Source organism: Acinetobacter sp. YH12058 (assembly GCF_013419805.1).
Taxonomy (GTDB): domain Bacteria; phylum Pseudomonadota; class Gammaproteobacteria; order Pseudomonadales; family Moraxellaceae; genus Acinetobacter; species Acinetobacter towneri.
The window spans coordinates 45,876-70,900 of sequence record NZ_VOZL01000004.1; the positions used below are offsets into that span (position 1 = coordinate 45,876).

24 protein-coding genes are annotated in these 25,025 nt (G+C 42.5%); 13 read left to right on the plus strand and 11 right to left on the minus strand.

Features of this window, described 5'->3' with window-relative positions; all coding sequences use genetic code 11:
* Positions 1-71 precede the first annotated feature (71 nt).
* From FTU09_RS04075 to FTU09_RS04095, 5 genes are all read left to right on the plus strand, one after another.
* Complete coding sequence (locus FTU09_RS04075; protein WP_004972250.1) at positions 72-365, plus strand: YbeD family protein; 294 nt, start codon at positions 72-74, stop codon at positions 363-365.
* 152 nt (positions 366-517) lie between these two features.
* Positions 518-1,174: a lipoyl(octanoyl) transferase LipB gene (lipB, locus tag FTU09_RS04080; protein WP_004972253.1), complete on the plus strand. Its 657-nt coding sequence runs from the start codon at positions 518-520 to the stop codon at positions 1,172-1,174.
* 75 nt (positions 1,175-1,249) lie between these two features.
* The gene (locus tag FTU09_RS04085) at positions 1,250-1,783 is read left to right on the plus strand and encodes a hypothetical protein (RefSeq protein ID WP_026438100.1); all 534 of its coding nucleotides are present in this window, start codon (positions 1,250-1,252) and stop codon (positions 1,781-1,783) included.
* Position 1,784: 1 nt separating this feature from the next.
* On the plus strand, positions 1,785-2,969 hold the full coding sequence (locus FTU09_RS04090; RefSeq protein WP_180079589.1) for an iron-containing alcohol dehydrogenase: 1,185 nt from the start codon (positions 1,785-1,787) through the stop codon (positions 2,967-2,969).
* A gap of 267 nt (positions 2,970-3,236) precedes the next feature.
* The gene (locus FTU09_RS04095; protein WP_178866175.1) at positions 3,237-4,631 is read left to right on the plus strand and encodes an APC family permease; all 1,395 of its coding nucleotides are present in this window, start codon (positions 3,237-3,239) and stop codon (positions 4,629-4,631) included.
* Positions 4,632-4,825: 194 nt separating this feature from the next.
* On the opposite strand, the gene FTU09_RS04100 is transcribed toward FTU09_RS04095, so the two are convergent.
* From FTU09_RS04100 to rplU, 8 genes are all read right to left on the minus strand, one after another.
* On the minus strand, positions 4,826-5,305 hold the full coding sequence (locus FTU09_RS04100) for a tRNA (cytidine(34)-2'-O)-methyltransferase (protein ID WP_136144597.1): 480 nt from the start codon (positions 5,303-5,305) through the stop codon (positions 4,826-4,828).
* Between the two features lie 92 nt (positions 5,306-5,397).
* Positions 5,398-6,768, minus strand: coding sequence for a siroheme synthase CysG (gene cysG / locus FTU09_RS04105; RefSeq protein WP_180079591.1), 1,371 nt, complete (start codon positions 6,766-6,768; stop codon positions 5,398-5,400).
* 63 nt (positions 6,769-6,831) lie between these two features.
* On the minus strand, positions 6,832-8,103 hold the full coding sequence (gene serS, locus FTU09_RS04110; protein WP_104853137.1) for a serine--tRNA ligase: 1,272 nt from the start codon (positions 8,101-8,103) through the stop codon (positions 6,832-6,834).
* A 120-nt stretch (positions 8,104-8,223) separates the two neighbouring features.
* Complete coding sequence (locus tag FTU09_RS04115) at positions 8,224-9,021, minus strand: RsiV family protein (protein ID WP_180008580.1); 798 nt, start codon at positions 9,019-9,021, stop codon at positions 8,224-8,226.
* A gap of 419 nt (positions 9,022-9,440) precedes the next feature.
* On the minus strand, positions 9,441-9,779 hold the full coding sequence (locus FTU09_RS04120) for a hypothetical protein (protein WP_004972270.1): 339 nt from the start codon (positions 9,777-9,779) through the stop codon (positions 9,441-9,443).
* 131 nt (positions 9,780-9,910) lie between these two features.
* On the minus strand, positions 9,911-10,609 hold the full coding sequence (gene lolA / locus FTU09_RS04125) for an outer membrane lipoprotein chaperone LolA (RefSeq protein WP_004972272.1): 699 nt from the start codon (positions 10,607-10,609) through the stop codon (positions 9,911-9,913).
* A gap of 230 nt (positions 10,610-10,839) precedes the next feature.
* Entirely contained in the window at positions 10,840-11,094 is a 255-nt protein-coding gene (rpmA, locus tag FTU09_RS04130; protein WP_004760935.1) for a 50S ribosomal protein L27, read from the minus strand.
* 19 nt (positions 11,095-11,113) lie between these two features.
* Positions 11,114-11,425, minus strand: a complete 312-nt coding sequence (gene rplU, locus FTU09_RS04135) for a 50S ribosomal protein L21 (RefSeq protein WP_004972275.1) — start codon at positions 11,423-11,425, stop codon at positions 11,114-11,116.
* 472 nt (positions 11,426-11,897) lie between these two features.
* On the opposite strand from rplU, the gene sdsA reads away from it, so the two are divergent.
* The 8 genes from sdsA (at position 11,898) to FTU09_RS04175 (ending at position 22,621) form a co-directional block, all read left to right on the plus strand.
* Complete coding sequence (gene sdsA, locus FTU09_RS04140) at positions 11,898-12,875, plus strand: All-trans-nonaprenyl-diphosphate synthase (RefSeq protein ID WP_104853134.1); 978 nt, start codon at positions 11,898-11,900, stop codon at positions 12,873-12,875.
* A 12-nt stretch (positions 12,876-12,887) separates the two neighbouring features.
* On the plus strand, positions 12,888-14,948 hold the full coding sequence (locus FTU09_RS04145; RefSeq protein ID WP_004972279.1) for a site-specific recombinase: 2,061 nt from the start codon (positions 12,888-12,890) through the stop codon (positions 14,946-14,948).
* Between the two features lie 142 nt (positions 14,949-15,090).
* Positions 15,091-15,708, plus strand: coding sequence for a phosphatase PAP2 family protein (locus FTU09_RS04150; RefSeq protein WP_004972280.1), 618 nt, complete (start codon positions 15,091-15,093; stop codon positions 15,706-15,708).
* Positions 15,709-15,729: 21 nt separating this feature from the next.
* A complete protein-coding gene (locus FTU09_RS04155; RefSeq protein WP_180005767.1) occupies positions 15,730-16,992 on the plus strand; it encodes an efflux RND transporter periplasmic adaptor subunit in 1,263 nt (420 codons plus the stop codon).
* Positions 16,993-17,005: 13 nt separating this feature from the next.
* A complete protein-coding gene (locus tag FTU09_RS04160) occupies positions 17,006-20,185 on the plus strand; it encodes an efflux RND transporter permease subunit (RefSeq protein WP_180079593.1) in 3,180 nt (1,059 codons plus the stop codon).
* A complete protein-coding gene (gene adeK, locus FTU09_RS04165; RefSeq protein ID WP_180079649.1) occupies positions 20,185-21,630 on the plus strand; it encodes a multidrug efflux RND transporter AdeIJK outer membrane channel subunit AdeK in 1,446 nt (481 codons plus the stop codon). Before FTU09_RS04160 ends, adeK begins: the two co-directional genes overlap by 1 nt.
* A gap of 141 nt (positions 21,631-21,771) precedes the next feature.
* The gene (locus tag FTU09_RS04170; protein WP_004972285.1) at positions 21,772-22,128 is read left to right on the plus strand and encodes a YbjQ family protein; all 357 of its coding nucleotides are present in this window, start codon (positions 21,772-21,774) and stop codon (positions 22,126-22,128) included.
* Between the two features lie 31 nt (positions 22,129-22,159).
* Positions 22,160-22,621 carry a YbjQ family protein gene (locus FTU09_RS04175; RefSeq protein ID WP_004972286.1) on the plus strand — a complete coding sequence of 154 codons (462 nt, stop codon included), beginning with the start codon at positions 22,160-22,162 and terminating at the stop codon, positions 22,619-22,621.
* Positions 22,622-22,648: 27 nt separating this feature from the next.
* On the opposite strand, the gene FTU09_RS04180 is transcribed toward FTU09_RS04175, so the two are convergent.
* From FTU09_RS04180 to FTU09_RS04190, 3 genes are read right to left on the minus strand one after another with little or no spacing between them, the layout of a single operon-like run.
* On the minus strand, positions 22,649-23,446 hold the full coding sequence (locus tag FTU09_RS04180) for a hypothetical protein (RefSeq protein ID WP_180072203.1): 798 nt from the start codon (positions 23,444-23,446) through the stop codon (positions 22,649-22,651).
* 56 nt (positions 23,447-23,502) lie between these two features.
* Positions 23,503-24,309: an SDR family NAD(P)-dependent oxidoreductase gene (locus FTU09_RS04185; protein WP_004972288.1), complete on the minus strand. Its 807-nt coding sequence runs from the start codon at positions 24,307-24,309 to the stop codon at positions 23,503-23,505.
* A 42-nt stretch (positions 24,310-24,351) separates the two neighbouring features.
* The gene (locus tag FTU09_RS04190; protein WP_004972289.1) at positions 24,352-25,020 is read right to left on the minus strand and encodes a hypothetical protein; all 669 of its coding nucleotides are present in this window, start codon (positions 25,018-25,020) and stop codon (positions 24,352-24,354) included.
* Positions 25,021-25,025: the final 5 nt, after the last annotated feature.

Below are 25,025 nucleotides of genomic sequence, written 5' to 3' on the forward strand. Positions count from 1 at the left end.
TCATTTATTCAACAAGACAAAAAACGCCTGCCCTATGCAGGCGTTTGATATAGAGATAGAGACACACGCTTATGACGTTATTCAACCGTACCCCATCTCGTGAACTACAAGAGCATCTTTGGGTGTTTCCAATGGATTACCCAATTAAACTCATTGGTGACGCGGGTGATGAACTGCGTATTGCTGTGCTTGAAATTTTAGTGAAGCACTTCCCTGAGTTTGATGCACAAAGCATCAGCATTACCCCATCACGCACAGGCAAGTATCATTCAATTACAGCACAATTGCGTTTTGAAGAATTGGAACAAGTGCATGCCATTTATGCAGATTTGGCAGCTTGCCCACTGATTAAAACTGCATTGTAATTTTGTAGATTGATTTTCAAATAACACGCTTTCGGGCGTGTTTTTTGTTTCTGCGCTGCCAAAATCTTATTCAATCCACAAATCCCCTACAGCCGCGACATTTTCGTATAATAAAATCAATTTCTTGCTTTTATGGATAGGACTGCATCACTGTGGATACTGCACAACGGCCAAACCTGATTATTCGTCAATATCATGACCTGACTGACTATCAAGCTCGCTTTCAGGAAATGAAAGACTGGACTGAACAACGTGATGCAGACAGCCCTGACCAACTCTGGATTTTGCAACATCCGAATGTACTGACCCAAGGGCAAGCAGGCAAAGCCGAACATATTTTAATGGCGACAGATATTCCTGTGGTACAGACTGATCGTGGTGGTCAAGTCACATGGCATGGCCCAGGCCAATTGGTCGCCTACTTCATGTTTGACCTGAACCGTTTAGGCTGGAATGTCCGTACTTTGGTATCTTATGCTGAAAACTTGATGATTGAGCTGCTTAAAAAATACGGCATTGAAGCCTATGCCAAAGCAGATGCACCAGGGGTATATGTCAATGAACGAAAAATTGGCTCACTCGGTTTTAAAATTCGTAAAGGCCGTAGTTATCACGGTTTAGCCCTCAATATTGATTGTGACTTGACTGGTTTTCAAAGTATCAACCCTTGCGGCTATGCAGGTTTGGAAATGGTACGTGTGATGGATTTAGTCAATGACTATCCACATTTTGAAAACTTCTGCGCAGATATCATTGAAACTTTACAAAACAGCGGTTACTTTAATGACGTTCAAGTCATTCACGTATAAATGGCTTTCTTTTCAATAAGAAATAAAATAGAGTATTTACTCTAAATAATGATTTATAACACAGGGATTCAGCGCGTGATTTCAACTAAATCTGTGAAACCCGCTTTGCAACTGGCCTATGTCAAACTCATGATGGATGTGATTGGCAGAGGTTTAGTCATGGCAAGTCAGGTCGATGAAGAAATTAAACAGGAAGTTGCAAAATTCCCCAGCAACTTTGTGTTGTCTATGAAAGTTTTTCCGAATGGTCCAGCCTTTGTTGCCAAAGTCACTGCAGATCATCAATTAGAACTGTTACAGAATACGGCACAAAAACCCGATTTAACCATTACCTTCAAACACTTAAATCATGCATTTTTAGTGTTTTCATTTCAGGAAAGTACCGCACAGGCCTTTGCGCATGACCGCATGATTGCTGATGGTGATGTGTCTTATGCAATTCGCTTGGTACGTTGCCTGAATAAAATGGAAGCACTGATCTTGCCTAAATTACTGGCAGAACTGGCGGTAAAACAATATCCGACTGAACTCAGCTTAAAAGAAAAACTATCAGGTGCAGCCAATATCTATCTAAAAGTTGCCCAATCTTATTTCAAACGGAGTGCATAACATGGCGAAGCCTTATTACGAATTTTTTTGCCCAGTCAAAGTCATTGCAGGTCATGCCGCGCTTGAACATATTCCGTTTGAATTGGCGACACTCGGTTCGCAGCGTCCAATGATCATTACCGACAAAGGTGTGCGTTCCAACAATTTGCTTGCACCGATTGAAGCGGCTTTTGAATCTACCGATGCCGTGATTGGCTATGTTTTTGATGATGTCCCGCAAGATTCAAGTGTGGCAACAGTGCGTCGTGCGGCACAGTTGTACCGTGAAAATAACTGTGATGCCATTATCGCGGTGGGTGGCGGTTCAGTAATTGACACTTCTAAAGCCACCAATATTTTAGTCAGCGAGGGCGGTGATGACTTATTGCAATATTCAGGTGCGCATAACTTACCACGCCCACTGAAACCTTTTTTTGTGATTCCAACCACATCTGGAACAGGTTCAGAAGTGACTATGGTTGCGGTGGTATCCGACACAGAAAAGAACGTCAAAATGCCATTTGCATCGTATTACTTAATGCCACATGCAGCCATTTTAGACCCGCGTATGACGCAAACTTTGCCACCACATTTAACAGCAATGACGGCTATGGATGCCATGACGCACGCCATTGAGGCTTATAGTTGCATGGCAGCCAACCCAATTTCTGATGCTTATGCCACTGCAGCAATTAAAAAAATCAGCAATAACCTGTTCAATGTATTAGACAACCTAAGCGATGAACAAGGCCGTTTGGAACTGGCACAAGCATCGACTATGGCGGGGATTGCGTTTTCAAACTCTATGGTCGGTTTGGTGCATTCCTTAGGTCATGCCTTGGGTGCTGTGGCACATTTGCCACATGGACTGTGCATGAATTTATTCTTGCCATACGTGTTGGAATACAACAAAGACGTCAATGCCGATAAAATTGCCGAGCTACTATTACCTTTGGCTGGCGCAGACGTCTATGCACAAACCCCTGCACATTTACGTGCCGATAAAACCATTTCGACACTCTTAGCCATTCGTGACCGCTTATATGCACTGACTAAATTGCCACGCACTTTACAAGAAACTGGTAAAGTCAGCGAAGCACAATTAGATGAAGTCGCTGAAAAAGCCCTGAACGATGGTTCGATTATTTACAACCCGAAAGAAGCCAATTTAGAAGAACTCAAAGCCATCTTAAAAAAGGCTTGGTAATTCCTACAAAATAGGCGAACATAGCCGAAAATCTAGCCTGATGTTTTTCTAAACATCGGGCTTTTCATTGGTAGACTGCTGCGTCTGATGTTTTTTCATCAATATGGCGTTTTTTCTGCTAAAAAAGAAAGCAAAGATACTGACAAAGCGCGTCATTATGGAGTAGATTGGCGCGTTTTTACTTTTTATGTAGGGGGGATTGTTCGTCTCAAACAATCCTGAACAAACATGACTGATCCTTGATCAACGATTAAGAGGATAACGCCGTTGACAAATATCTCTGGGACTCAATCGGCAGCTAAACTGCAAAAAACGCTAGGACTCTGGCACATTATTATTATTGGTTTAGCCTACATTCAACCGATGACGTTATTCGACACTTTCGGCTTAGTATCGGAAGAAAGTCATTTTCACGTACCCACATCTTATATTTTTGCACTGGTTGCCATTCTTTTAACTTCTTTAAGTTATGGTCACATGATTCGTCGTTATCCTTCTTCTGGGTCGGCGTATACCTATGCACAAAAATCGATTCACCCCAACGTTGGTTTTATGGTGGGTTGGTCATCTTGGCTAGATTATTTACTCTCGCCAATGGTCAACATCATCTTGGCGGTGATTTATCTGGAAGCCTTATTCCCTGATGTGAATCACTGGATTTGGGTGGTGGTACTCACGGCATTTATGACGGGTGTCAACTTGCGTGGCGCGCGTTTTGTCGCCAACTTTAACAGTATGATCGTTTTGGTACAGTTGGTGGTCATTGGCGTATTTACATGGATGATGTACACCAAACTTCAGGCAGGTTTCAATGCCGATGGTCCAATCACTGCCGAGCAACGCTATCAGTTATGGAGCTTAGAACCTTTCTGGAATGAACTGACTTCGGTAGGCGCATTGATTACAGGTGCAACCCTACTCTGCTTTTCATTTACAGGTTTTGACTCACTCAGCTCGCTTGCAGAAGAAACCAAAGACACTGAAAAAACCTTACCGAAGGCAATGTTCTTAACTGCGCTGATTGCGGGTGTGATTTTTATTGTCAGCACCTATTTCATGCAGATTTTCTTCCCGAATGAACCAGGCAGCTACTTTAAAAATATTGCTGAAACACAGCCAGAAATTCTGCTCTTGGTCGGCGGCTCGTTGTTCCAGTCATATGTGCTTGCCTTTGCTATTGTAACGGTAATGGCATCGGGTATTTCGGCTCATGCGGGCGTATCGCGTTTAATGTACGTGATGGGTCGTGATGGCGTGATCAACAAAAAAATCTTTGGTCATATCAGCCCACGCAGCTATACACCTTCATACAATATTTTAATTGTAGGTGCTGTAGCGTTAACTGCTGGTTTTATGGACTTGGATTTTGTCATTTCATTAATCAGTTTTGGTGCCCTCACCGCATTTAGCTTTGTGAATTTATCGGTGATTTCACGTTACGCGCTACGTGATGGTCGTACCAAAGGCTTTAAAGACCTTCTCAATTTTGTGATCGTACCGTTGTGCGGCTTTATTGCAGTCTTTGCTTTATGGCTCGAAGTCGATGAAACTTCATTGAAGTATGGCTTATGGTGGGCAATGTTTGGGGTTTTATACCTCGGTTATAAAACCAAAGGCTTTAAACACCCTGCTCCGCAGCACAATGAGTTTGATGATCGCTAAGACAAATAGCATCACAACTTTAAGATCAGGCGCTTTATGCGCCTTTTCTTATGCCTCAAATGGATTGCAGCGTTAAATCAGCAAAATAGCGAAAACAAAAAAGCTGAGTACAGTTTTGTCTCAGCTTTTTATCTATCAATTGTACGCATTGATGCTAAAGATCGCATTAAATTTGAAATGAATTGATGCTCAAATTAGAGCAATGCTTTAAAACCTTGCTGACGCCATGCCTCATACACAATCACAGCCGTTGCATTAGACAAGTTTAAACTGCGTGAGTTTTCTGCCATGGGTAAACGAATCCAGTGCTGCTGCGGAAACAACATGCGTACTGCTTCTGGCAAACCACGTGTTTCAGGCCCCATCAACAAGGCAACAGGTCGGTTTAAATCCGAAGTATGTGGTGTTTCTGTGCCTTTGGTGGTTAATGGATAAATCGCATCCAACCCCACGCCTTTGCTGTCTAAATTAGCCAAGCATTGCTCAAGATTGTCCCAAATTTGCATACGTGCCCATTCGTGATAATCCAAACCTGCACGTTTCAGCTTTTTATCATCCAGCTCAAAACCCAATGGCTTAATCAAATGCAATTGCGCACCTGTATTGGCACACAAACGAATGATATTTCCTGTATTGGCTGGAATTTCAGGCTCATATAAAACAACGTGGATCACAAATTTTCTCTACTTTTCACAATCCCTCCCCAGCTCCCTTTAGAAAATGTAGGAACTCCCCTCTTTTTAAAAGAGGGGTTGGGGGAGATTCATTACCATTTCAACTGTTCACGTAAATTGACCACTTCACCAATAATGGTCAAGGTAGGCGCCTGAATGTGGTGCTGTGCGACTTTACTGGCAATATCCGCCAACGTCCCCACCACCACTTTTTGTTCAGGGGTCGTGCCTTTAGAAATTAAGGCGACAGGCATATCCGCCCGTTGTCCATGCGCAATCAGTTTTGCACAAATGCTTTCCAAGCCAACCAAGCCCATGTACAGCACCAAGGTTTGATTTTCATACACCAATTCTGACCACGGCAATTCAGGCGAACCTTCTTTTAAATGCCCGGTCAAGAAACGCACACTTTGCGCACAATCTCGGTGGGTCAGTGGAATACCCGCATAAGCCGCACAGCCCGACGCTGCAGTAATGCCTGGTACGACTTGAAATGACACACCTGCTTCATACAACTCTTGAATTTCTTCACCGCCACGCCCAAAAATAAAAGGATCACCACCTTTTAAACGGCAAACTCGCTTACCTGCTTGTGCATATTTAACCAATAACGCATTAATACCTTCTTGCGGCACAGCATGGTTAGAGCGCGCCTTTCCAACATAGACTTTTTCAGCATCACGGCGGCACAATTCCAAAATGGGTGCAGACACCAAACGGTCATAAATCACCACATCGGCTTGCTGCATTAATCGTAAGGCTTTTAAGGTCAGCAATTCAGGATCACCCGGCCCTGCACCAACCAAATACACCTCGCCTTTCGGTGTTTGCCATTCCGCTAAAGCGTGTTGTATGCTTTGGTTTGCAGCGTCAAGATTGTCATTGAACACCTGTTCTTTAAGAGGGCTGGCATATAACTCCTCCCAAAAAATACGGCGCTCTTCTGGATTTACAATTTTCTGTTTTACTGCGGCACGCCACTGACCTGAAAACTCAGCCAGTTTGCCCATACCATGCGGAATACTGCTTTCCAGTTGAGTACGAATTTGACGTGATAACACGGGAGATGTGCCATTACTTGCAACTGAAATCACCAAAGGCGAACGGTCAATGATCGCAGGCACCATAAAACGACAATGTGGCGGATCATCAACACTATTGACCAGCACATTTTCGGCTTCGCAAGCTGCAAAAACTTGCTGATTGACCAAATTGTTATCTGTTGCAGCAATCACCAAACGATAGTGACGCAGCGCAGTAGATGAACTAAAAACATCTTGCACATACTGCCCCTGACTTTGTTGCACCAGTTGCAATAAATTGACATCAATTTCAGGGGCAAGCACATCAACTTTTGCGCCCGCTTTAGCCAGTAACACCGCTTTGCGATAAGCAATATGCCCACCGCCCACAATCAGACAAGGTTGCTGCTGCAACTTTAACGAGATTGGAAAAATATCCACACTAAACCTCAATATTTAAATCTGATTGTAAGCAATTTCACCCTAAGTCGACCTGCACTCAACTTAGTCAATAAACTCTAAACCGCCCATGTACGGACGTAATACTGCAGGAATTTCAATCGAACCATCGGCACGTTGATAGTTTTCCATAACAGCCAATAAAGTACGTCCTACCGCCAAACCTGAACCGTTTAATGTATGCACAAATTCAGTTTTCTTTTGGTCGGCACGGTAGCGTGCTTTCATACGACGCGCTTGGAAATCCCCCATGTTTGAGCATGATGAAATTTCACGGTAAGTGTTTTGACTTGGCACCCAAACTTCTAAGTCATAGGTTTTGGTTGCGCCAAAGCCCATATCGCCACCACATAGAATAATTTTACGGTACGGTAAACCAAGTGCCTGCAAAATACCTTCTGCATGTCCAGTCAATTCTTCTAAAGCCTGCATTGAGGTTTCTGGTTTTACAATCTGCACCATTTCGACTTTATCAAATTGGTGTTGGCGGATTAAACCACGAGTATCGCGACCATAAGAACCTGCTTCGCTGCGGAAACAAGGGGTATGAGCGGCATATTTTAATGGCAAGCGTTCAGGATCAATGATTTCATCACGCACAAAGTTGGTTACTGGAACTTCGGCAGTTGGAATTAGATAGTATTCTTTTTCACCTTGTAGCTTGAACAAATCTTCTTCAAATTTAGGCAGCTGACCAGTACCACGCAATGAATCTGCATTGACCAAATACGGTACATACGCTTCGGTATAACCATTTTGAACAGTATGCGTATCTAACATGAACTGTGTAATCGCACGTTGTAAACGCGCCAATGGCCCTTTCAGAACGCTAAAACGAGAACCTGTTAATTTGGTTGCAGTTTCAAATTCCAAACCACCCATCATTTCGCCAAGGTCGGTATGATCTTTAATTTCAAAATCAAACTGGCGTGGTGTGCCCCATTTCAATACTTCCACATTATCAGCTTCATCTTTACCTTCAGGCACAGACTCATCGGGCAAGTTTGGAATAGACAATGATTTAGCTTCTAACTCATCTTGTAACTCTGCCAAAGCCACTTCAGCGGCTTTGATTTCATCGCCAATAGCAGCCATGCGAGCCATAATTTCAGAAGCATCACCACCTGCTTTTTTAATCTGACCGACTTGTTTTGCGCCCGAATTACGCTCTGCCTGTAATGCTTCGGTTTTAGATTGCAATTCTTTACGACGTGCTTCAAGTGCTGCCCACTCTGCCACATCTAATTGCACACCACGTTTTGCCAAGGCTAAATTTACAGCCTCAATATTATTTCTGAGTAATTTCGGGTCAATCATAGCCAATCTTGGAATAAGAAAAAAACTGGCTATAGTGTAAGCGCTTCGGGTTAAAAAATACAGTAACCCGATTCACGGCTGCACCTTATTACAGCAATCTCTGCGTATTTTTGTGCAATTTTATTGGCTAGGATACTGCGGCAAACTTGGCAAATATTCAGACTTTATTAATTTTTCTGTCGCGTAGTAAGGCAGAATCAACTCAGGCATACCTTCTGCATAAGATGCCAATTCATACAACGGGTAGACAAAGACCAAACCATTGGCGCCATAATAAAAATTATCGCTCAGTTTAAACTTTTCACGGGAAATATCATGTTCATCTAGCCAGTTATAATTATGGTTAAATAATTCTTCTGTCATTTTGGCTTCCGTATTGGGCAGCATAATATCTTGCAACGCCAAACGCTTTTTCTGTTTTAAATCAAAAGTCACAAATTCTTGGTGATGAATACCATGTGCTGCACCCGCAGGGTAACTATAGCTTTGCAAACTAAACGTCGCTAAATTGGCATGTTGCCCGATATATCGCACATAGCTTGAACTCTGACTCAGCCGCATAGGATCAGTTTCTTCTACCTTTGGCGTTGCAGTTGATGCCGCAGCTTTTGAAAATGCAATTGGGTCTGCCTTTTGCAAGCGCTGCATAAAATATTCATCAATCCACGCCACATTGGTTTTTACCGTCTGAATATCGTAAGCAGTACAACCACCTTCATCACAAATTTGCTGTTGTGGCAATTTAAGCGCCACCACTTTAGCTTGAATCACAGGAATATCAGCTGCGATAGATGCAGGCGCAGCTTGCTCTGCTTCGGTTTTAGAAGTTGCCTCACTCTTTGGCTGACATGCAGTCAATAGCAATACTGAACTTAAAGCGACAGCACCCAAAAACACCTGTGATTTTAAATATTGCATTAAATTCCCCTCAGCCACGATTCACAAAGTCTAATGATTTGAAATGCAAGCCTGCACAAATCTTGCGATAAAATTGGTTCAATTGAATTAGTCAAGACTATAGATAACTCTCGCTGTTCAATCCTAGAGCAGTTGTGTAACGGAATAATCGGTGGATAAAACTGTTTAAAATTACTACTCAAATTTTTGCGTGATTATTTTTATTTTTTCATTATAAATCAAAATTTTGATAACAAATCCTTAATATAAAATAATGATCTGTGATGACTCAATCTATATCCCGCATACTGCAAAATATGAATTATCCCGAGATTTATCCACAGAAATTGTGGATTTCTCAGGAAGAATATTCAAATAAATTTCCGCTGTATTGAAAATGCTTCAACTAAAAATCTATGATTAAAACCTAAATAATCGGATTAAATTTCTACAAGTACAGACTCACCTGTTGAACAATCACCATTTAACCATTGCCAACGTTCAAGCAATTTGATTTTTCCGTTTTCATCCAAAATGATAGTTGAGTTGCATTGACCAATACGTAGTTCATCTAACTGATTGACATGATGATAAACCATACTAAATGTATCTACTGAAGTCATGACTCCCAACAGATGCCCTTGCCTAATACTTCCGCCAGAATAAGTAGCTTCAATTGTTTCCCCTACTTGTTTATAGTAAAAAACTGTTGAGCCAGATACCTCACCATTCGCGGTGTTTTGCTGATTTACAAACTTTTTATTATGTAAAATTGACATCAGAGTCCTTTCATAAGCTAAAAATTATGAGCGATAAACCAAATTGGGATTAAAAGAGCCTTCTCCCTGTGGGAGAAGGCTAGAAAGGGACAGCAAATTATGCTTAAAAAACAACGTACGGAAGCATTCGATTATTGATCAATAATGTCCGTACCTTTTGGCGGTGTGAAGTTAAAGGTCGATGCAGGAATTTGGGCATTGACTTTCACATTGTTAAAACGCACGTGCGTGGTTTGTCCCAATGAATCCTGCAAAATCATTAAGGTTGGCGCGTTACGTGCACCAAAACTAATGGTTAAACTTTGAAATACGCCATCATCACTTTTTGGATATAAGGTGTAATAGGTTTTTGATTTATTCGGCTGGGTCACACGATACGACTGCATGATTTGATTGGTATTGCCCGAAAGCAACAACGCAGGCGTATTTGCCACTTGATCATCTAGGCTTTGGCGTACAGCTTGTTGTAAGTCTGGGTCATAAATCCATACGGTTTTACCCGTAGTCACAATTGTTTGTTTGGCTGGACTGGTGGTTTCCCAAAAGAATTTACCCGGACGCTCAACTTTCATAACCCCTTTAAAATTCTGGTTCATGTGCTGTGCCGATAAACCACGGTTTGGCAAAGCCTTGCCATTGTTGCTAACTTTTGTGGTTTGCTCAAAATTGGCGGTAAAACTTTTAATACCATTCAATTGTTTAACAAGGTTTGCTGTCGCTTGTTGCTCCGATGCTGCCACTGGCGCAGCAAACACTGTAGTACTCATGATTGGCGCTAAAGTGGTTGCACCCAATGCCACAGCACACATCGTTTTACGAAGCATATTCATAGATTCACCTTTTTATATTTGCTCAATCGCAATGTTTTGGATGTCCCATCTTAAACCAATTTCTGGCGCTAATATGATAGAAAATAAGAAGTTTTGTATGCTTATTAATATAAAATGTAGAAATTTATCCATCATGATGAAGAACTAAAAGTTATCCTTTGACCCTAATTTTCCATCATACAAGCATAAAAAAACCCACAATCACTTGTGGGTTTTTTCACTATTTCAGCTTACGCTTCAACAGATACGTAGCGACGGCCAAATTGACCTTTCACTTCGAATTTTACTACGCCGTCAGCAGTAGCAAATAAAGTATGGTCACGGCCCATACCTACGTTTGCACCAGCGTGGAATTCTGTACCACGTTGACGAACGATGATGTTACCAGCAGTTACAGTTTGACCACCGTAAACTTTAACACCTAACATCTTAGGATTCGAATCACGACCGTTCTTAGTCGATCCACCGGCTTTTTTAGTTGCCATGTCTATTTACTCCTAGTGATTAGCCTGCAATACCAGTAATTTTCAACTCGGTAAACCATTGACGGTGACCTTGTTGCTTACGGTAGTGTTTACGACGACGCATTTTAACAATACGGATTTTGTCGTGACGACCATGACCAACCACTTCTGCAGTTACTTTAGCGCCAGCAACAACTGGAGCACCGATTTGAACGTTGTCACCGTTTACAACCATTAATACGTCATCAAACGTAATAGTTGCGCCAGTTTCAGCTTTCAATAATTCAACTTTAAGGGTTTCACCCTCAACAACACGGTGCTGTTTACCACCGCTTTGGATTACTGCGTACATAATGTACTCCAAACATGCCCGTGTCGTCGTGCCGATAAAGGGATATATCGATCTTAAAACGAACGCCACTGGGGGTTATTCAAGGGCAAAGATTTTAAGCGATATTCGCACAAACAACAAGCCATTTACGGCAATTATTGCACAACAAGGTTGATTATTTAATACCCAGCCGCGTAAATGACTTTCTGCAGCCTCATCCATATTCAATGGATCAATCAATACAGACAGATTGTGTTGGCGTAAACTGCTGTGCTTGTTAAAATCATGCCCAACTTGAGCAAATAACTGAATTTACCCACAAAGTTATTGACTTCGTTTTCTAGTAGAATTAACAATTACAGCATTTGGCAGGTGCCTAACTATTGCATTCATTGCGTTATTTTCGCAGACTTAAGCAGTTTTCTTGGCTGTAACATAAGTTACAACTGATTCAACTAAGTTGTCATTCAATATTATTGAGGTTTCTCTTCACATGACCATCGACTTTAAGCAAGACATTCTCGCCCCTGTTGCTTCTGATTTTGCCGCGATGGATACATTTATTAATGAAGGGATTACCTCTAAAGTCGCGTTAGTGATGGCGGTTAGTAAGCATGTGGTCGAAGCTGGCGGTAAGCGCATGCGTCCAATTATGTGCTTACTTGCTGCCAAAGCTTGTGGTGCAGAAGATTTAGAGCGTCAACGTAAACTGGCTGCAATTATTGAAATGCTGCATACCGCAACTTTGGTGCATGATGATGTGGTGGATGAGTCTGGTTTACGTCGTGGTCGACCTACTGCTAACGCCACTTGGAATAACCAAACAGCGGTTTTAGTCGGTGACTTTTTAATCTCCCGCGCCTTTGACTTATTGGTCGATTTAAACGATTTGGTATTGCTAAAAGACTTTTCTACAGGGACTTGTGAAATTGCCGAAGGTGAAGTTTTACAATTACAGGCACAGCATCAACCTGACACTACAGAACAAATTTATTTAGACATTATTCACGGCAAAACTTCACGTTTATTTGAACTTGCCACTGAAGGTGCAGCAATTTTAACAGGCACGCCACAGTACCGTGAGCCGTTGCGTTTATTTGCAGGACACTTTGGCAATGCCTTCCAAATTATTGATGATATTTTAGATTACACATCAGACGCTGAAACATTAGGTAAAAATATTGGCGATGATTTAATGGAAGGCAAACCAACTTTGCCTTTAATCTCTGCATTAAGAAATACCACTGGCGAACAACATCAAATTATTCGTCGCAGTATTGCGACAGGTGGTACTTCTGACCTCGATCAGGTTATTGCCATTGTGCAGTCCTCTGGCGCTCTCGATTATTGCCGCCAACGTGCCACAGAAGAAACAGAAGCCGCTATTGCCGCTTTAGAAGCACTGCCAGACTCGGAGTATCGTCAGGCCTTAAAGAATTTAGCCTTATTGGCTTTACATCGCATTCAATAATTTAAGCAGCTTATGCATATAAAACTCAACGATTTATTTAGAAAAATGCAAGAACAGCTGGATACACCAAAAGCTGTTCTGGATGAAAATCTGCTGATTGAACTGGTCAATCGTATCCGTCCAAGTGACACTCAAGATTTAGAAGAAACTCATCAAAAGTTTCAAGCTTTCTTACAAGCCTTGCTGCTGACACCCGATGCCAGCTCAACCTTGCAACATTTTGTTTTACGTCTAATCAATCAATACAAACAAACCAGTTTATATGCCGACACGGGAATTTTATCGCTCGATGGTTTTTGGAATCAGTTGTTTCAGCGTTTGGGCGCGCACTTTTTACCGCTGATTAATGATGAAAGCCAACTGCAAGATTTAGTCCGTCGAGTTTTTCCACTACGTAGTGATAAATACTGGCTCGACAATATTGAAGATACCGAATGGCAGCAATTATTTACTTTACTGAATCGCGGACATGGCGGACAAACACAAAAACGCCTGATTCGCAGTGAAATTATTAAAGCTCTAACAGTGCTGTCATATCGGGTCAGCGGCATTGGTTTATATCCTGAATTTATTAGTGCCTATCCTGAACTAAGTGAATATGATTCACCTTTTTTGGCACAAAACCGCGAAATCAACGAGTTTATTCAGCTTTATAAAGTTGCCGATCAACAACACGATCAAATCAGTGCCATTCAACCACCCGATGCCTCTCAAGCTTTGGTGATGATTGACCAATGTCATGATGTCAGCAGTAAAATTCGTCGTGCCACCAAACGAACTGGCGTCAGCATCAGTCTGACCTACTTATTGTCTTTACTTGAACAATGTTTAGAGCGGATTGAACTGTTGCTGAATTTAATCGTGGCGCAAGACAAAGTCCGTTATGTTTCGGCAGGACAATTACTGGTAGATGTAACTGCGGCATTGTATAGCGAACGCAGTGTACGCTCCTTGCTTGCAGAAAACAGTGAGTTAATTGCCTTACAAGTCACTGAAAATGCCAGTAAAACGGGTGAGCATTATGTAAGTACCGACAAAGACGGCTTTTGGGGCATGTATAAAGCTGCGGCAGGTGCAGGTGTTTTAATTGCCACGATGGCGACTTTAAAAACCCTCGCCTCGCGTTTAGTGCTCGCTCCGATGATGCAGGCCATCATCAACAGCATGATTTATTCATTTGGTTTTATGCTGATTCATGTCTTGCACTTTACTGTTGCCACCAAACAACCCGCAATGACTGCTGCAGCATTGGCTTCTACGGTACAGCATCGTAAAGGCTCTAAAATGGCACAAATTGCCGAACTTGCTGCCTTAATTATTAATATTATCCGCACGCAGTTCGTCGCCATTTTGGGCAATATCTCGATTGCCATTCCAGTCGCAGCCTTAATTGCTTTTAGTTGGGATGCCATGTTGCATGAACCGTTGATGTCACATGCCAAAGCATCCAATATGCTGCACGACTTGAATCCGTTTACTTCACTTGCCATTCCACATGCCGCCATTGCAGGGGTATTTTTATTTCTGTCTGGTTTGATTGCAGGTTATTTCGATAACATGGCCGTGTATCGTAAAGTCGGGCCACGCCTAAAAGCCCATCTGCATTTAAAAAAGCTACTCGGGCAAGAACGTCTCAATATATTTGCCAATTATATAGAACGAAACTTAGGGGCTTTGGCAGGTAATTTCCTGTTCGGGATTATGCTCGGCAGTACCGCCACACTGGGTTATATTTTGGGTTTACCGATTGATATTCGCCACATTGCCTTCGCTTCTGCCAACTTTATTCAGGGTTTAATGAATATTAATGGCTCACCTGAAATTGGCCTGATTATTGTGTCCTTTTTAGGCGTACTGCTAATTGGTTTAACCAACTTATTTGTCAGCTTTACTTTAACCATTATTGTGGCATTGCGTGCGCGTCGGGTACGTTTTGAACAGTGGAAACCTTTGGCAAAATTGGTGCTGACTCACTTCTTAACCCGTCCAAGTGATTTCTTTTGGCCACCGAAACAACCAATTACAGTGGATGACGATTCATCCTCAAATACTGAACGAAATGCTAAAATTTAGTACACATTTACATTGCGCACAAAGTAACAAAAAAAGAAATTCTTCTCATTTACATTGGCTTGAAATAAAGTGTACTGACTAGTACACTTTATTCCATTCATCAACCGTGCTCAAATCGGTTAAACTTACAGGGATTTTTAGCATGCCTAAAATACTGCTTTATCTCGGTAGTTTACTATTTATAATCAGTGTGTTAGTGCTAAACATTCCAAGTTGGCAACAATTTGATGTTGCCAGTGTGGAGTTTTTAAGTACCCAGCGCACCGCACATTTGAATCAATTGGCAATCACACTTTCTGTATTAGGTGGCATGCCATTTGTATTATTTTTAACCTGCCTATGGTGTTTCTATTTGGCATGGTATAAAAAATACACAAAAATTGTTTTTATCAGTGTAGGACTGGTCGTAAGTATTGCGCTTTCATGGCTGCTCAAATACCTATTCGCGCGACCCCGCCCGCCTGAAGCATTGCATTTGGTGGAAACTTTTGGCGCATCATTTCCAAGCGCTCATAGTTTTTATGCTGCAACTTTAGGTTGTTTGGTGATTTACCTGAGTTTGCAACATCCAGCGCATAAAATTTTGTCTGTGTGCGCGTGGTTATGGATGTTGCTGATGGGCATTTCCCGTGTGTATCTGGGAGTGCACTATCCTTCAGATGTCCTCTCTGGTTGGAGCATAAGTTTTATTTGGATCACATTGTGGTATCTGTTTTGCGCTCAATATCTGCAAGACAAACCAATACATAAGTTTAGATAAAAATCTAATAGAGGTGAAAGAATGATGTCTGCAAAGCTTTGGGCTCCTGCCCTGACTGCTTGCGCATTAGCCACAAGTTTAGCACTTGTGGGTTGTAGCAAAGATCCAAAAGATGCACAGCAAGCAGGTGCAGCTCAGCAAATGCCACCGACTGAGGTTGGCGTACTGGTGGCACAGCCACAAAGCGTGGAACAGTCTGTAGAACTGTCTGGACGTACCACAGCCTTTGAAATTTCAGAAGTTCGCCCACAAACCAGTGGTGTGGTTCTGAAACGTTTATTTACCGAAGGCAGCTACGTGCGTGAGGGTCAGGCGCTTTATGAAATTGACTCACGTACCAACCGTGCCAGTCTAGACAGTAGCCGTGCAGCACTCACCCGCCAGCAAGCGCAATTGAATGTGTTACGCATTAAAGAAGGTCGTTACCGTCAGTTGGTAGGCAGCAATGCAATCTCTAAACAAGAATATGATGACATTGTGGCACAGGTAAAACTTGCCGAAGCCGATGTTGCTGCGACTCAAGCAGAAGTACGCAATGCCGAAATTAACCTAGGCTATTCGACTGTACGTGCCCCAATTTCAGGGCAAACTAACCGCTCTACTGTGACTGCAGGTGCATTGGTTACTGCGAGTCAGGCGGAACCGTTGGTGACGATTCAACGCTTAGACCCAATTTATGTAGACATCAATCAGTCCAGCGCAGAGTTACTACGTTTACGTCAGCAATTGAGTCAAGGTAGTTTAAATAGCAGCAACAACACCAAAGTAAAATTAAAACTTGAAGATGGCAGCTACTACCCTGTTGAAGGTCGTTTGGCTTTTTCTGATGCCAGCGTGAACCCAGAAACAGGCACCGTGACTTTACGCGCCGTGTTCCCAAATTCAAATCATTTATTATTGCCAGGTATGTTTGCCACTGCGCAAATTGTGCAAGGTGTGATTCCTAACGCAATCTTAATTCCACAAGCTGCGATTAGCCGTACCCCAACAGGTCAGGCAATGGCAATGATTGTGAATGCCAAAGGTATTGTTGAACCGCGTCCTGTGACCACAGTTGGTACGCAAGGCAGCAACTGGATTGTGACTGAAGGTTTGCAAACTGGCGATAAAGTGATTGTCGAAGGTATTGCCAAAGTAAAACCTGAACAGCAAGTGGTCGCTAAGCCGTATCAACCGCAAGGCGCTGCTCCACAAGCCGCACCTGCTGCACCAGCAAAATCGGGTGATGCCCAACCAGCCTCAGAAGCCCAAGCCACTGAACCAAAAGCTACTTCAAATGCATAAGGAGTAGACGTTAATGGCTCACTTTTTTATTCATCGCCCCATTTTTGCATGGGTGATTTCATTGGTAATCATGTTGGCGGGGATTATTACCCTCACCAATATGCCAATTGCCCAATATCCGACCATTGCACCGCCAACGGTCACCATTGCTGCAACCTATCCGGGTGCATCTGCTGAAACTGTGGAAAACACAGTAACGCAAATTATTGAACAACAAATGAACGGTTTGGATGGTCTGCGCTATATTTCATCCAACAGTGCGGGGAACGGTTCTGCATCCATTACGTTAAACTTTGAACAAGGTATCGACCCAGATATTGCACAGGTTCAAGTACAGAACAAATTGCAATCTGCTACGGCGCTCTTGCCTGATGATGTGCAACGTCAAGGCGTGAAAGTGACCAAATCAGGAGCGAGCTTCTTACAGGTTCTCGCTTTTTATTCACCTGATGAAAGCCTGTCTGCCGATGATATTAAAGACTATGTTAACTCTAACATTTCTGAACCGCTGAGCCGTGTTGCAGGTGTGGGTGAAGTACAAGTCTTTGGTGGCTCATACGCAATGCGTATTTGGATGGATCCTGCCAAAATGGCAAGCTTGCAAGTCACACCAAGTGATATTGCTCAAGCGATTCGTACCCAAAACGCACAGGTTGCGGTAGGTCAATTGGGCGGTGCGCCTGCAATTCAAGGTCAGGCTTTGAATGCTACGGTAACTGCACAAAGCTTGCTGCAAACACCTGAACAATTCAGCAATATTTTTCTAAAAAATACCGCTTCGGGCGCTCAAGTGCGCTTGGGTGATGTCGCACGAATTGAACTTGGTGCAGACAACTATCAGTTTATTTCTAAATACAACGGCAAGCCTGCGGGCGGTGTCGCAATTAAATTATCTACAGGTGCTAACGCCCTAGATACCGCTGCTGCTGTAGAAGAACGCCTTAAGCAATTACGTCCTAACTACCCTGCGGGTTTAAAGGATGAGTTGGCTTTTGATACCACGCCATTTATTGAACTTTCAATTAAGAGTGTTGTTAAAACCTTAATTGAAGCGATCATTTTGGTCTTTATTGTGATGTTCCTGTTCTTGCAGAACTGGCGTGCCACAATTATTCCAACCATGGCCGTGCCTGTAGTGGTACTGGGTACCTTTGCCGTGATCAACATGTTTGGCTTCTCGATTAACACCCTGACCATGTTTGCCATGGTACTGGCGATTGGTCTATTGGTCGATGACGCAATTGTCGTGGTGGAAAACGTAGAACGTGTCATGGTCGAAGAACATCTTGACCCTGTGGCGGCGACTGAAAAGTCGATGAAACAGATTTCAGGCGCACTGATCGGGATTACCTCGGTATTGTCTGCGGTATTCGTACCTATGGCATTCTTTGGTGGGACTACAGGCGTTATTTATCGTCAATTCTCAATTACGCTTGTGACTGCAATGGTGTTGTCACTGGTCGTAGCGTTGACCTTTACCCCTGCCCTATGTGCCACGATTCTTAAACAACACGATCCAAACAAGCCTGAAAGCAACGGTATTTTTGCGCGTTTCTTCCGCTGGTTTAACCGCAGTTTCGATAAGCTCTCGGTTAAATATCAAGGTGGTGTTAACCGCATGACGCATCATAAAATCTTCTCGGGGGTTTTATATGCAGTGGTACTGGGCATTATTGTGCTAGTGTTCCAAAAACTACCATCATCATTCTTGCCTGATGAAGATCAGGGCGTGGTGATGACATTGGTACAACTCCCACCAAATGCAACTTTGGAACGTACTGACGCCACCATGACCAGCATGACCAACTTTTTCAGAGAAAATGAAAAAGAGCATGTGCAGTCGGTATTTAGTGTTTCAGGCTTCTCTTTCTCAGGCGTTGGTCAAAACGCAGGTATGGCGTTCATTAAGTTAAAAGACTGGAGTGAGCGTACAAGCCCTGAATCTCAAGTTGGTGCAATTATCCAGCGTGGTATGGCACTGAACATGATTGTGAAAGATGCCACTTACATCATGCCATTACAGCTTCCTGCGATGCCAGAATTAGGTGTCAGCTCAGGCTTTAACTTGCAACTGAAAGATGCTGCGGGCAATGGTCATGAAAAACTCACCATGGCACGTAATATTGTGTTGGGTGAAGCGTCTAAAGACCCTCGCTTAATGGGCGTACGTCCAAATGGTCAAGAAGATACACCACAGTACCGTATTATTATTGACCAAGCGCAAGCAGGTGCGGCAGGTGTCAGCATTGCTGAAATCAACAGCACCATGGGCATGGCTTGGGGTGGTTCGTACATCAATGACTTTATTGACCGTGGTCGCGTGAAAAAAGTCTATGTGCAAGCCGAATCTGATTCACGCATGATGCCTGAAGACCTGAACAAGTGGTATGTCCGCAACAACCGTGGTGAAATGGTGCCATTCTCAGCCTTTGCAACAGGCGAATGGACTTATGGTTCACCTCGTTTGGAACGCTATAACGGCGTATCTGCCAAGAACATTCAGGGTGCGCCTGCGCCAGGTGTCAGCTCTGGTGAAGCCATGCAAGCGATGGAAGAAATTGTCGCAAAACTACCATCTGTGGGCTTAAACGGCTTTGACTATGAATGGACAGGTTTATCACTTGAAGAACGTGAATCGGGCGATCAGGCACCATTCCTCTATGCACTGTCATTACTGATTGTATTCTTGTGTTTGGCAGCCTTGTATGAAAGCTGGTCTATTCCATTCTCGGTGCTGTTGGTGGTACCGTTGGGTATTGTCGGAGCATTATTGCTTACCTTCGGGGGCATGATCTTGTTCAAAAACCCGAACCTATCCAACAACATTTACTTCCAAGTGGCGATTATTGCCGTGATTGGTTTATCTGCCAAAAACGCGATTTTGATTGTGGAGTTTGCCAAAGAGCTACAAGAAAAAGGTGAAGACCTGTTTGAAGCGACCTTGCATGCTGCAAAAATGCGTTTACGTCCAATCATTATGACCACTTTAGCCTTTGGTTTTGGTGTATTGCCGCTTGCACTTTCTTCAGGTGCAGGTGCAGGTAGCCAACACTCGGTCGGTTATGGTGTTTTAGGTGGTGTGATTAGCTCAACCTTGTTAGGGATCTTCTTTATTCCTGTATTCTATGTCTGGATTAGAAGTATCTTTAAATACAAACCAAAACAACAAAATAATCAGGAGCATGTATCGTGATGCAAAACTTATGGTCGCATACAGGCCGTGGTATTGCGGTTTCTGCCCTCGCGCTTGCTTTGACAGCTTGTCAAAGTATGCGTGGGCCAGAGCCCGTCGCTCAGGCAAGTATTCCAAGCAGCTATACTGCTGCTGCATCGGGTACTTCAGTGGCTGAACAAGGTTATAAAGATTTCTTTGCCGATCAACGCTTATTACAAGTTTTGGATATGGCATTGAACAATAACCGTGATTTACGCACAGCGACGCTGAATATCCAACGTGCCCAACAAGCCTATCAAATTACCGAAAACAACCAGTTACCCACAATTGGTGCTAGCGGTGGCGTACTACGTCAAGATCAAGGTACTGCTTTAGGAACTCACACACGCTATAACGTTGGTTTAGGTGTCACTGCCTACGAGCTAGATTTTTGGGGACGTGTACGTAGCTTAAAAGACAATGCCCTGGACAGCTATTTAGCCACTCAAAGCTCGCGTGATGCCACACAAATTGCCTTGATTGGTCAGGTGGCGCAAGCATGGCTCAACTATTCTTTTGCCAATGCCAATTTAAAACTGGCAGACCAAACCTTAAAAACACAGCTTGAGTCTTATAACCTCAACAAAAAGCGTTTTGATGTCGGCATTGATAGTGAATTACCTGTCCGTCAGGCACAAATTTCTGTTGAAACTGCACGTAATGATGTCGCCAACTACAAAACCCAAGTCGCGCAAGCACAAAACTTGCTGAACTTGTTGGTGGGCGAACAAGTTCCAAGTGCGTTATTGCCATCACAACGTGTGACACGTATTACCAAAACCACCGCAATTGGTGCAGGTTTACCAAGTGACTTGCTGAATAACCGTCCTGATATTCGTACTGCAGAGTATCGACTGTCGGCTGCGGGTGCCAATATTGGTACAGCAAAAGCACGTTTATTCCCAAGCATTAGCCTCACGGGCAATGCAGGCTATGCATCAACTGACTTGAGTGATTTGTTTAAATCGGGCAGTTTTGTTTGGGCAGTGGGCCCGAGCATCGACTTGCCAATTTTTGATTGGGGCACACGCCAAGCCAACATCAAAATTTCAGAAACGGATCAACAAATTGCTTTGGCTGACTATGAAAAATCAATTCAGTCTGCATTCCGTGAAGTGAATGATGCTTTGGCAGTTCGTCAAAATATTGGTGATCGTTTAGCGGCACAAAAACGCTTGGTTGATGCGACCAATACCACTTATAAATTATCTAATGCACGCTTCCGCGCAGGCATTGACAACTATTTAACCGTGTTGGATGCACAGCGTACGTCTTATGCAGCAGAACAAGGTTTATTGTTGTTGGAACAAGCCAATTTGAACAATCAGGTGGAGTTGTATAAATCTTTGGGTGGCGGTGTGAAAGCCAATACTTCAGATGCCACATCACAACCTGCATCATCGGCAGAACGTAAAGCGCAATAAGTCTTTGCGTCTACCTTAAATTTGCTGCTTAACAGCTCAGATATAAAGACTAAATCAGCTCACTTCGGTGGGCTTTTTTATTGCTTTTTGCAAGCACATTTCATATCTTCAATACGTCTTGTTTTTAAATATTAGAATCTTATGTTGCTTAGTAATCTTGAATCTGTACCAGGTCATCGTATTTCACGGCAAATTGATGTGGTCTATGGCAGCACCGTACGCAGTAAGCATGTGGGGCGTGACTTCTTGGCAGGACTCAAAAATATTGTCGGTGGTGAATTAACGGCTTATACCGAATTACTAGAAGAATCACGCCAAGAAGCGATGGATCGTATGATTGCTAAAGCACGTGGTTTAGGTGCCAATGCTATTGTTGGGATTCGCTTTTCTACTTCAAATATCGCTCAAGGTGCTTCGGAATTGTTTGTTTATGGTACAGCAGTGGTGGTCGAGGCAGATATTCCTAAACTTCCAGACCCATTTCCAGCATCACACTAAAGCAAAGATTATTGAACAGGAATAACATCACATGGATAATTTAATTCTGCAAATTGTTGTCTTTGCGATTTTATTTGCCGTAGGCTTTGGTTTTGGGCGACACAACGAACGCAAACATTTCAAATATTTAGCCGAGCAAGAACTGCGTTTAAGTTATATTCAGATTGATAATAACCGCTTCCAGACCAGTCCCAATTTTGGGCAATTGATACACAGCAATGTGGTCATTTCTCATGATTATTTTAAGTTTGTGATTGCCAATATTCAGAACTTCTTTGGCGGGCGCTTGACCAGTTATGAAAGTATTGTCGAGCGGGCGCGTCGTGAAGCCATCGTCCGTTTAAAATTAGAAGCTGAAAAAATGGGCGCAAATCATATTATGGGGCTGCGTTTAAGCACCACAGAATTGGGGATGCAAGGCGGCATGGTCGAAGTCTTTGCTTATGGAACGGCGGTTCAAAATAGCGTTAGTCAATTCTCTGCAAAACGCTGAGTACATCTTTCAGCGTTTGTAAAGAATTTAGTATAAATACTGATCTCGATAAGGCTGAGGAATTTGATATTGCCGACCATCAAATTTTAAAGTGAAACGCTGTTGAGTAGACACGCGTTTAGTTTCTTTGCAATTTTCTAAATCGCCCGACATTTCATAATGTTGAATACGATCACGTAATTGCATATCAAAATATTGTCGAGTTGTATTTCGCAAGATCATTAAAATAGCTTTGCTTTCTATTACTTTGGCATTACAACGTGTATCGGTTTCTGCCTGATAACGCGCTACGATTAAGCCGTTTAAAATTTTCTTGTTATGTTGTAAATCATATAAATCGAGTACTTGCGCCGAAAATGGATTGGCACTTGAACGTCCTGCATAATTCCTTCTTAAACCAATTGCCCTTAAGCTTTCAGAAACTTGATACGGCGCCAAATCTAATTGGATAGAACGCAGTTCAATTGCATCTGAAGGCAAAAGCTCTTTCACGTGATAGATTGAATGAAGCTTTTGCGTTTTACTATTTACGGTTAAAAAAGTCAGCTGATAATCATCTACAGGTTGATCATCTTTTGTCTGAGTTTCAGCATAAGCAATTAAAGTTTGTTCAGGAACATTGGGGAAATCCGCACAAGCCAAAAAGTCCTCATTCACTGTGGTTGTATTTGTGTGCTGTCGTAAAATCTTTTCAATATATTCAGGTTGTTTACACAACGAATCATCGTTTGTTTGTAATTTGGCAAATGTCGTTTGAGTCATCCCTAAGAAAGCGAAAAGCCACGCGCTGATAAATAAAAAAATACCTTTCATCATTAAACGCATGGCTCATCCTTCTTTTTGTTTTTATTATTTTATTTTGAAGTCACTTTGATTAAAAATTACTTCACTTTGGTTTTACGAATCATTTTATATAAAGTACTTGGCGATAAACGCGACACCAACACGCCCAGTTTTTCTTTAGCGCCCCCGACCACGATATATTCATCGCCTGCCATGAGTGCTTTAACTGTATTTTTAGCAAAAACATCAGCATCTAAACCATTTTCAATGGCTTCATCTTGATGTCCTTGTGGTTTGCCTTCACCATTCAACGCATTAAAAGACACATTGGTATTCACAAATCCTGGGAAAACAACTGAAACCTGTACGCCCTGCTCCGCTACTTCGGCACGCAAACTATTCGCCCACATGTGAATGGCACTTTTCGCTGCAGAATATGACGCGCGATATTGCGTACCCAATAATGCTGCAACACTAGATACAAAAATAATGCGACCATGTTTTTGCTGTAAAAAGGTCGGCAAGACAGTTTTGGTCAGAAAGACCTGAGAAAAATAATCCACTTCCATAATGGTGCGTTCAGTCTGCATGGTCGTATCAGCAATTAAAGCGCGCTGACTTAAACCTGCATTATTAATTAGCCAGTCAATGCGTCCTTTACGTGCCAAAACTTGTTCATACGCATGTAACACCTGACTTTCATTGGTAATATCTGCACATACAGAAAGATGACGTTCAGGATTCAGCAAACTCACGCGTACTTTTTCAAGTTCTTCATAACGACGTGCGGTTAAAATCACTTGTGCACCTTGTAAAGCACACTCTTTTGCCAATGCCTTACCAATGCCAGAAGATGCACCTGTAATCCACACCACTTTATGTTCCAAGTTTTCCCGTTTTGCCATAACCGTTTGTCCGCGTTATTTAAAAATTTAAGTCATCAAAATTTAAGTCTTAGGTTTTGCAGGATGCTGCAAAAACCCAAGAAAATGGTTTAAATATATCTCTGCACTTTCCAAATCGAATTGCGCACCCATTTTTTCTAGGCGTTTATACCCCAGTTGCGTAGTCAAATGAATCACGCCGTTTAAAGTTTTATCGACCACCAAATTAAATTTCAGCATTTTTTTCGGATCACGAATTAAATAACCCACGCCCTGATCAATAATTTGAGTAAACCCTTTAAATGCAGGCGCAATACATGCACTGTTGCCCTGCCGAATTTGCTCAATACAACCCAACGTTTCTTTCATAACAATACTATCGACAGGATAAGTCACAAAACCTTGCCCTTCCTGCTGATACATCATGCTTGCCAGATAATTCACCATAGGCGTTAAGCGTTCATTGCCAAAAAACGACACCGACCATGGCATATATTTTTGCATGGTTTGTATGACTTGCTGAATAATTTTTTCAGATTCACCATCCAGTGAATGACTAGAACGTGACAATTCACCAAAAAGTTGCTCAATAATTTCACAAGAAATATCGGTCAGTACCGCCCCCAAAGCTTTAGATAAACTTTCCGATTCACCTGCATTGAGTTGTTGATGAATGTGTTGAAATCTTTGATATGTTTCTGGTTTTAATTTTAAAGATACAGCATAAGTCATAACTG

Bases quoted from the DNA above. Each gene is read 5' to 3' on its own strand.
- FTU09_RS04075 (WP_004972250.1), top strand. From the start codon at position 72: ATGACGTTATTCAACCGTACCCCATCTCGTGAACTACAAGAGCATCTT.
- FTU09_RS04090 (WP_180079589.1), top strand. From the start codon at position 1,785: ATGGCGAAGCCTTATTACGAATTTTTTTGCCCAGTCAAAGTCATTGCA.
- serS (WP_104853137.1), bottom strand. From the start codon at position 8,103: ATGATTGACCCGAAATTACTCAGAAATAATATTGAGGCTGTAAATTTA.
- FTU09_RS04115 (WP_180008580.1), bottom strand. From the start codon at position 9,021: ATGCAATATTTAAAATCACAGGTGTTTTTGGGTGCTGTCGCTTTAAGT.
- FTU09_RS04120 (WP_004972270.1), bottom strand. From the start codon at position 9,779: ATGTCAATTTTACATAATAAAAAGTTTGTAAATCAGCAAAACACCGCG.
- lolA (WP_004972272.1), bottom strand. From the start codon at position 10,609: ATGAATATGCTTCGTAAAACGATGTGTGCTGTGGCATTGGGTGCAACC.
- rpmA (WP_004760935.1), bottom strand. From the start codon at position 11,094: ATGGCAACTAAAAAAGCCGGTGGATCGACTAAGAACGGTCGTGATTCG.
- rplU (WP_004972275.1), bottom strand. From the start codon at position 11,425: ATGTACGCAGTAATCCAAAGCGGTGGTAAACAGCACCGTGTTGTTGAG.
- sdsA (WP_104853134.1), top strand. From the start codon at position 11,898: ATGACCATCGACTTTAAGCAAGACATTCTCGCCCCTGTTGCTTCTGAT.
- FTU09_RS04145 (WP_004972279.1), top strand. From the start codon at position 12,888: ATGCATATAAAACTCAACGATTTATTTAGAAAAATGCAAGAACAGCTG.
- FTU09_RS04150 (WP_004972280.1), top strand. From the start codon at position 15,091: ATGCCTAAAATACTGCTTTATCTCGGTAGTTTACTATTTATAATCAGT.
- FTU09_RS04155 (WP_180005767.1), top strand. From the start codon at position 15,730: ATGATGTCTGCAAAGCTTTGGGCTCCTGCCCTGACTGCTTGCGCATTA.
- FTU09_RS04160 (WP_180079593.1), top strand. From the start codon at position 17,006: ATGGCTCACTTTTTTATTCATCGCCCCATTTTTGCATGGGTGATTTCA.
- adeK (WP_180079649.1), top strand. From the start codon at position 20,185: ATGCAAAACTTATGGTCGCATACAGGCCGTGGTATTGCGGTTTCTGCC.
- FTU09_RS04170 (WP_004972285.1), top strand. From the start codon at position 21,772: ATGTTGCTTAGTAATCTTGAATCTGTACCAGGTCATCGTATTTCACGG.
- FTU09_RS04175 (WP_004972286.1), top strand. From the start codon at position 22,160: ATGGATAATTTAATTCTGCAAATTGTTGTCTTTGCGATTTTATTTGCC.
- FTU09_RS04180 (WP_180072203.1), bottom strand. From the start codon at position 23,446: ATGCGTTTAATGATGAAAGGTATTTTTTTATTTATCAGCGCGTGGCTT.
- FTU09_RS04185 (WP_004972288.1), bottom strand. From the start codon at position 24,309: ATGGCAAAACGGGAAAACTTGGAACATAAAGTGGTGTGGATTACAGGT.
- FTU09_RS04190 (WP_004972289.1), bottom strand. From the start codon at position 25,020: ATGACTTATGCTGTATCTTTAAAATTAAAACCAGAAACATATCAAAGA.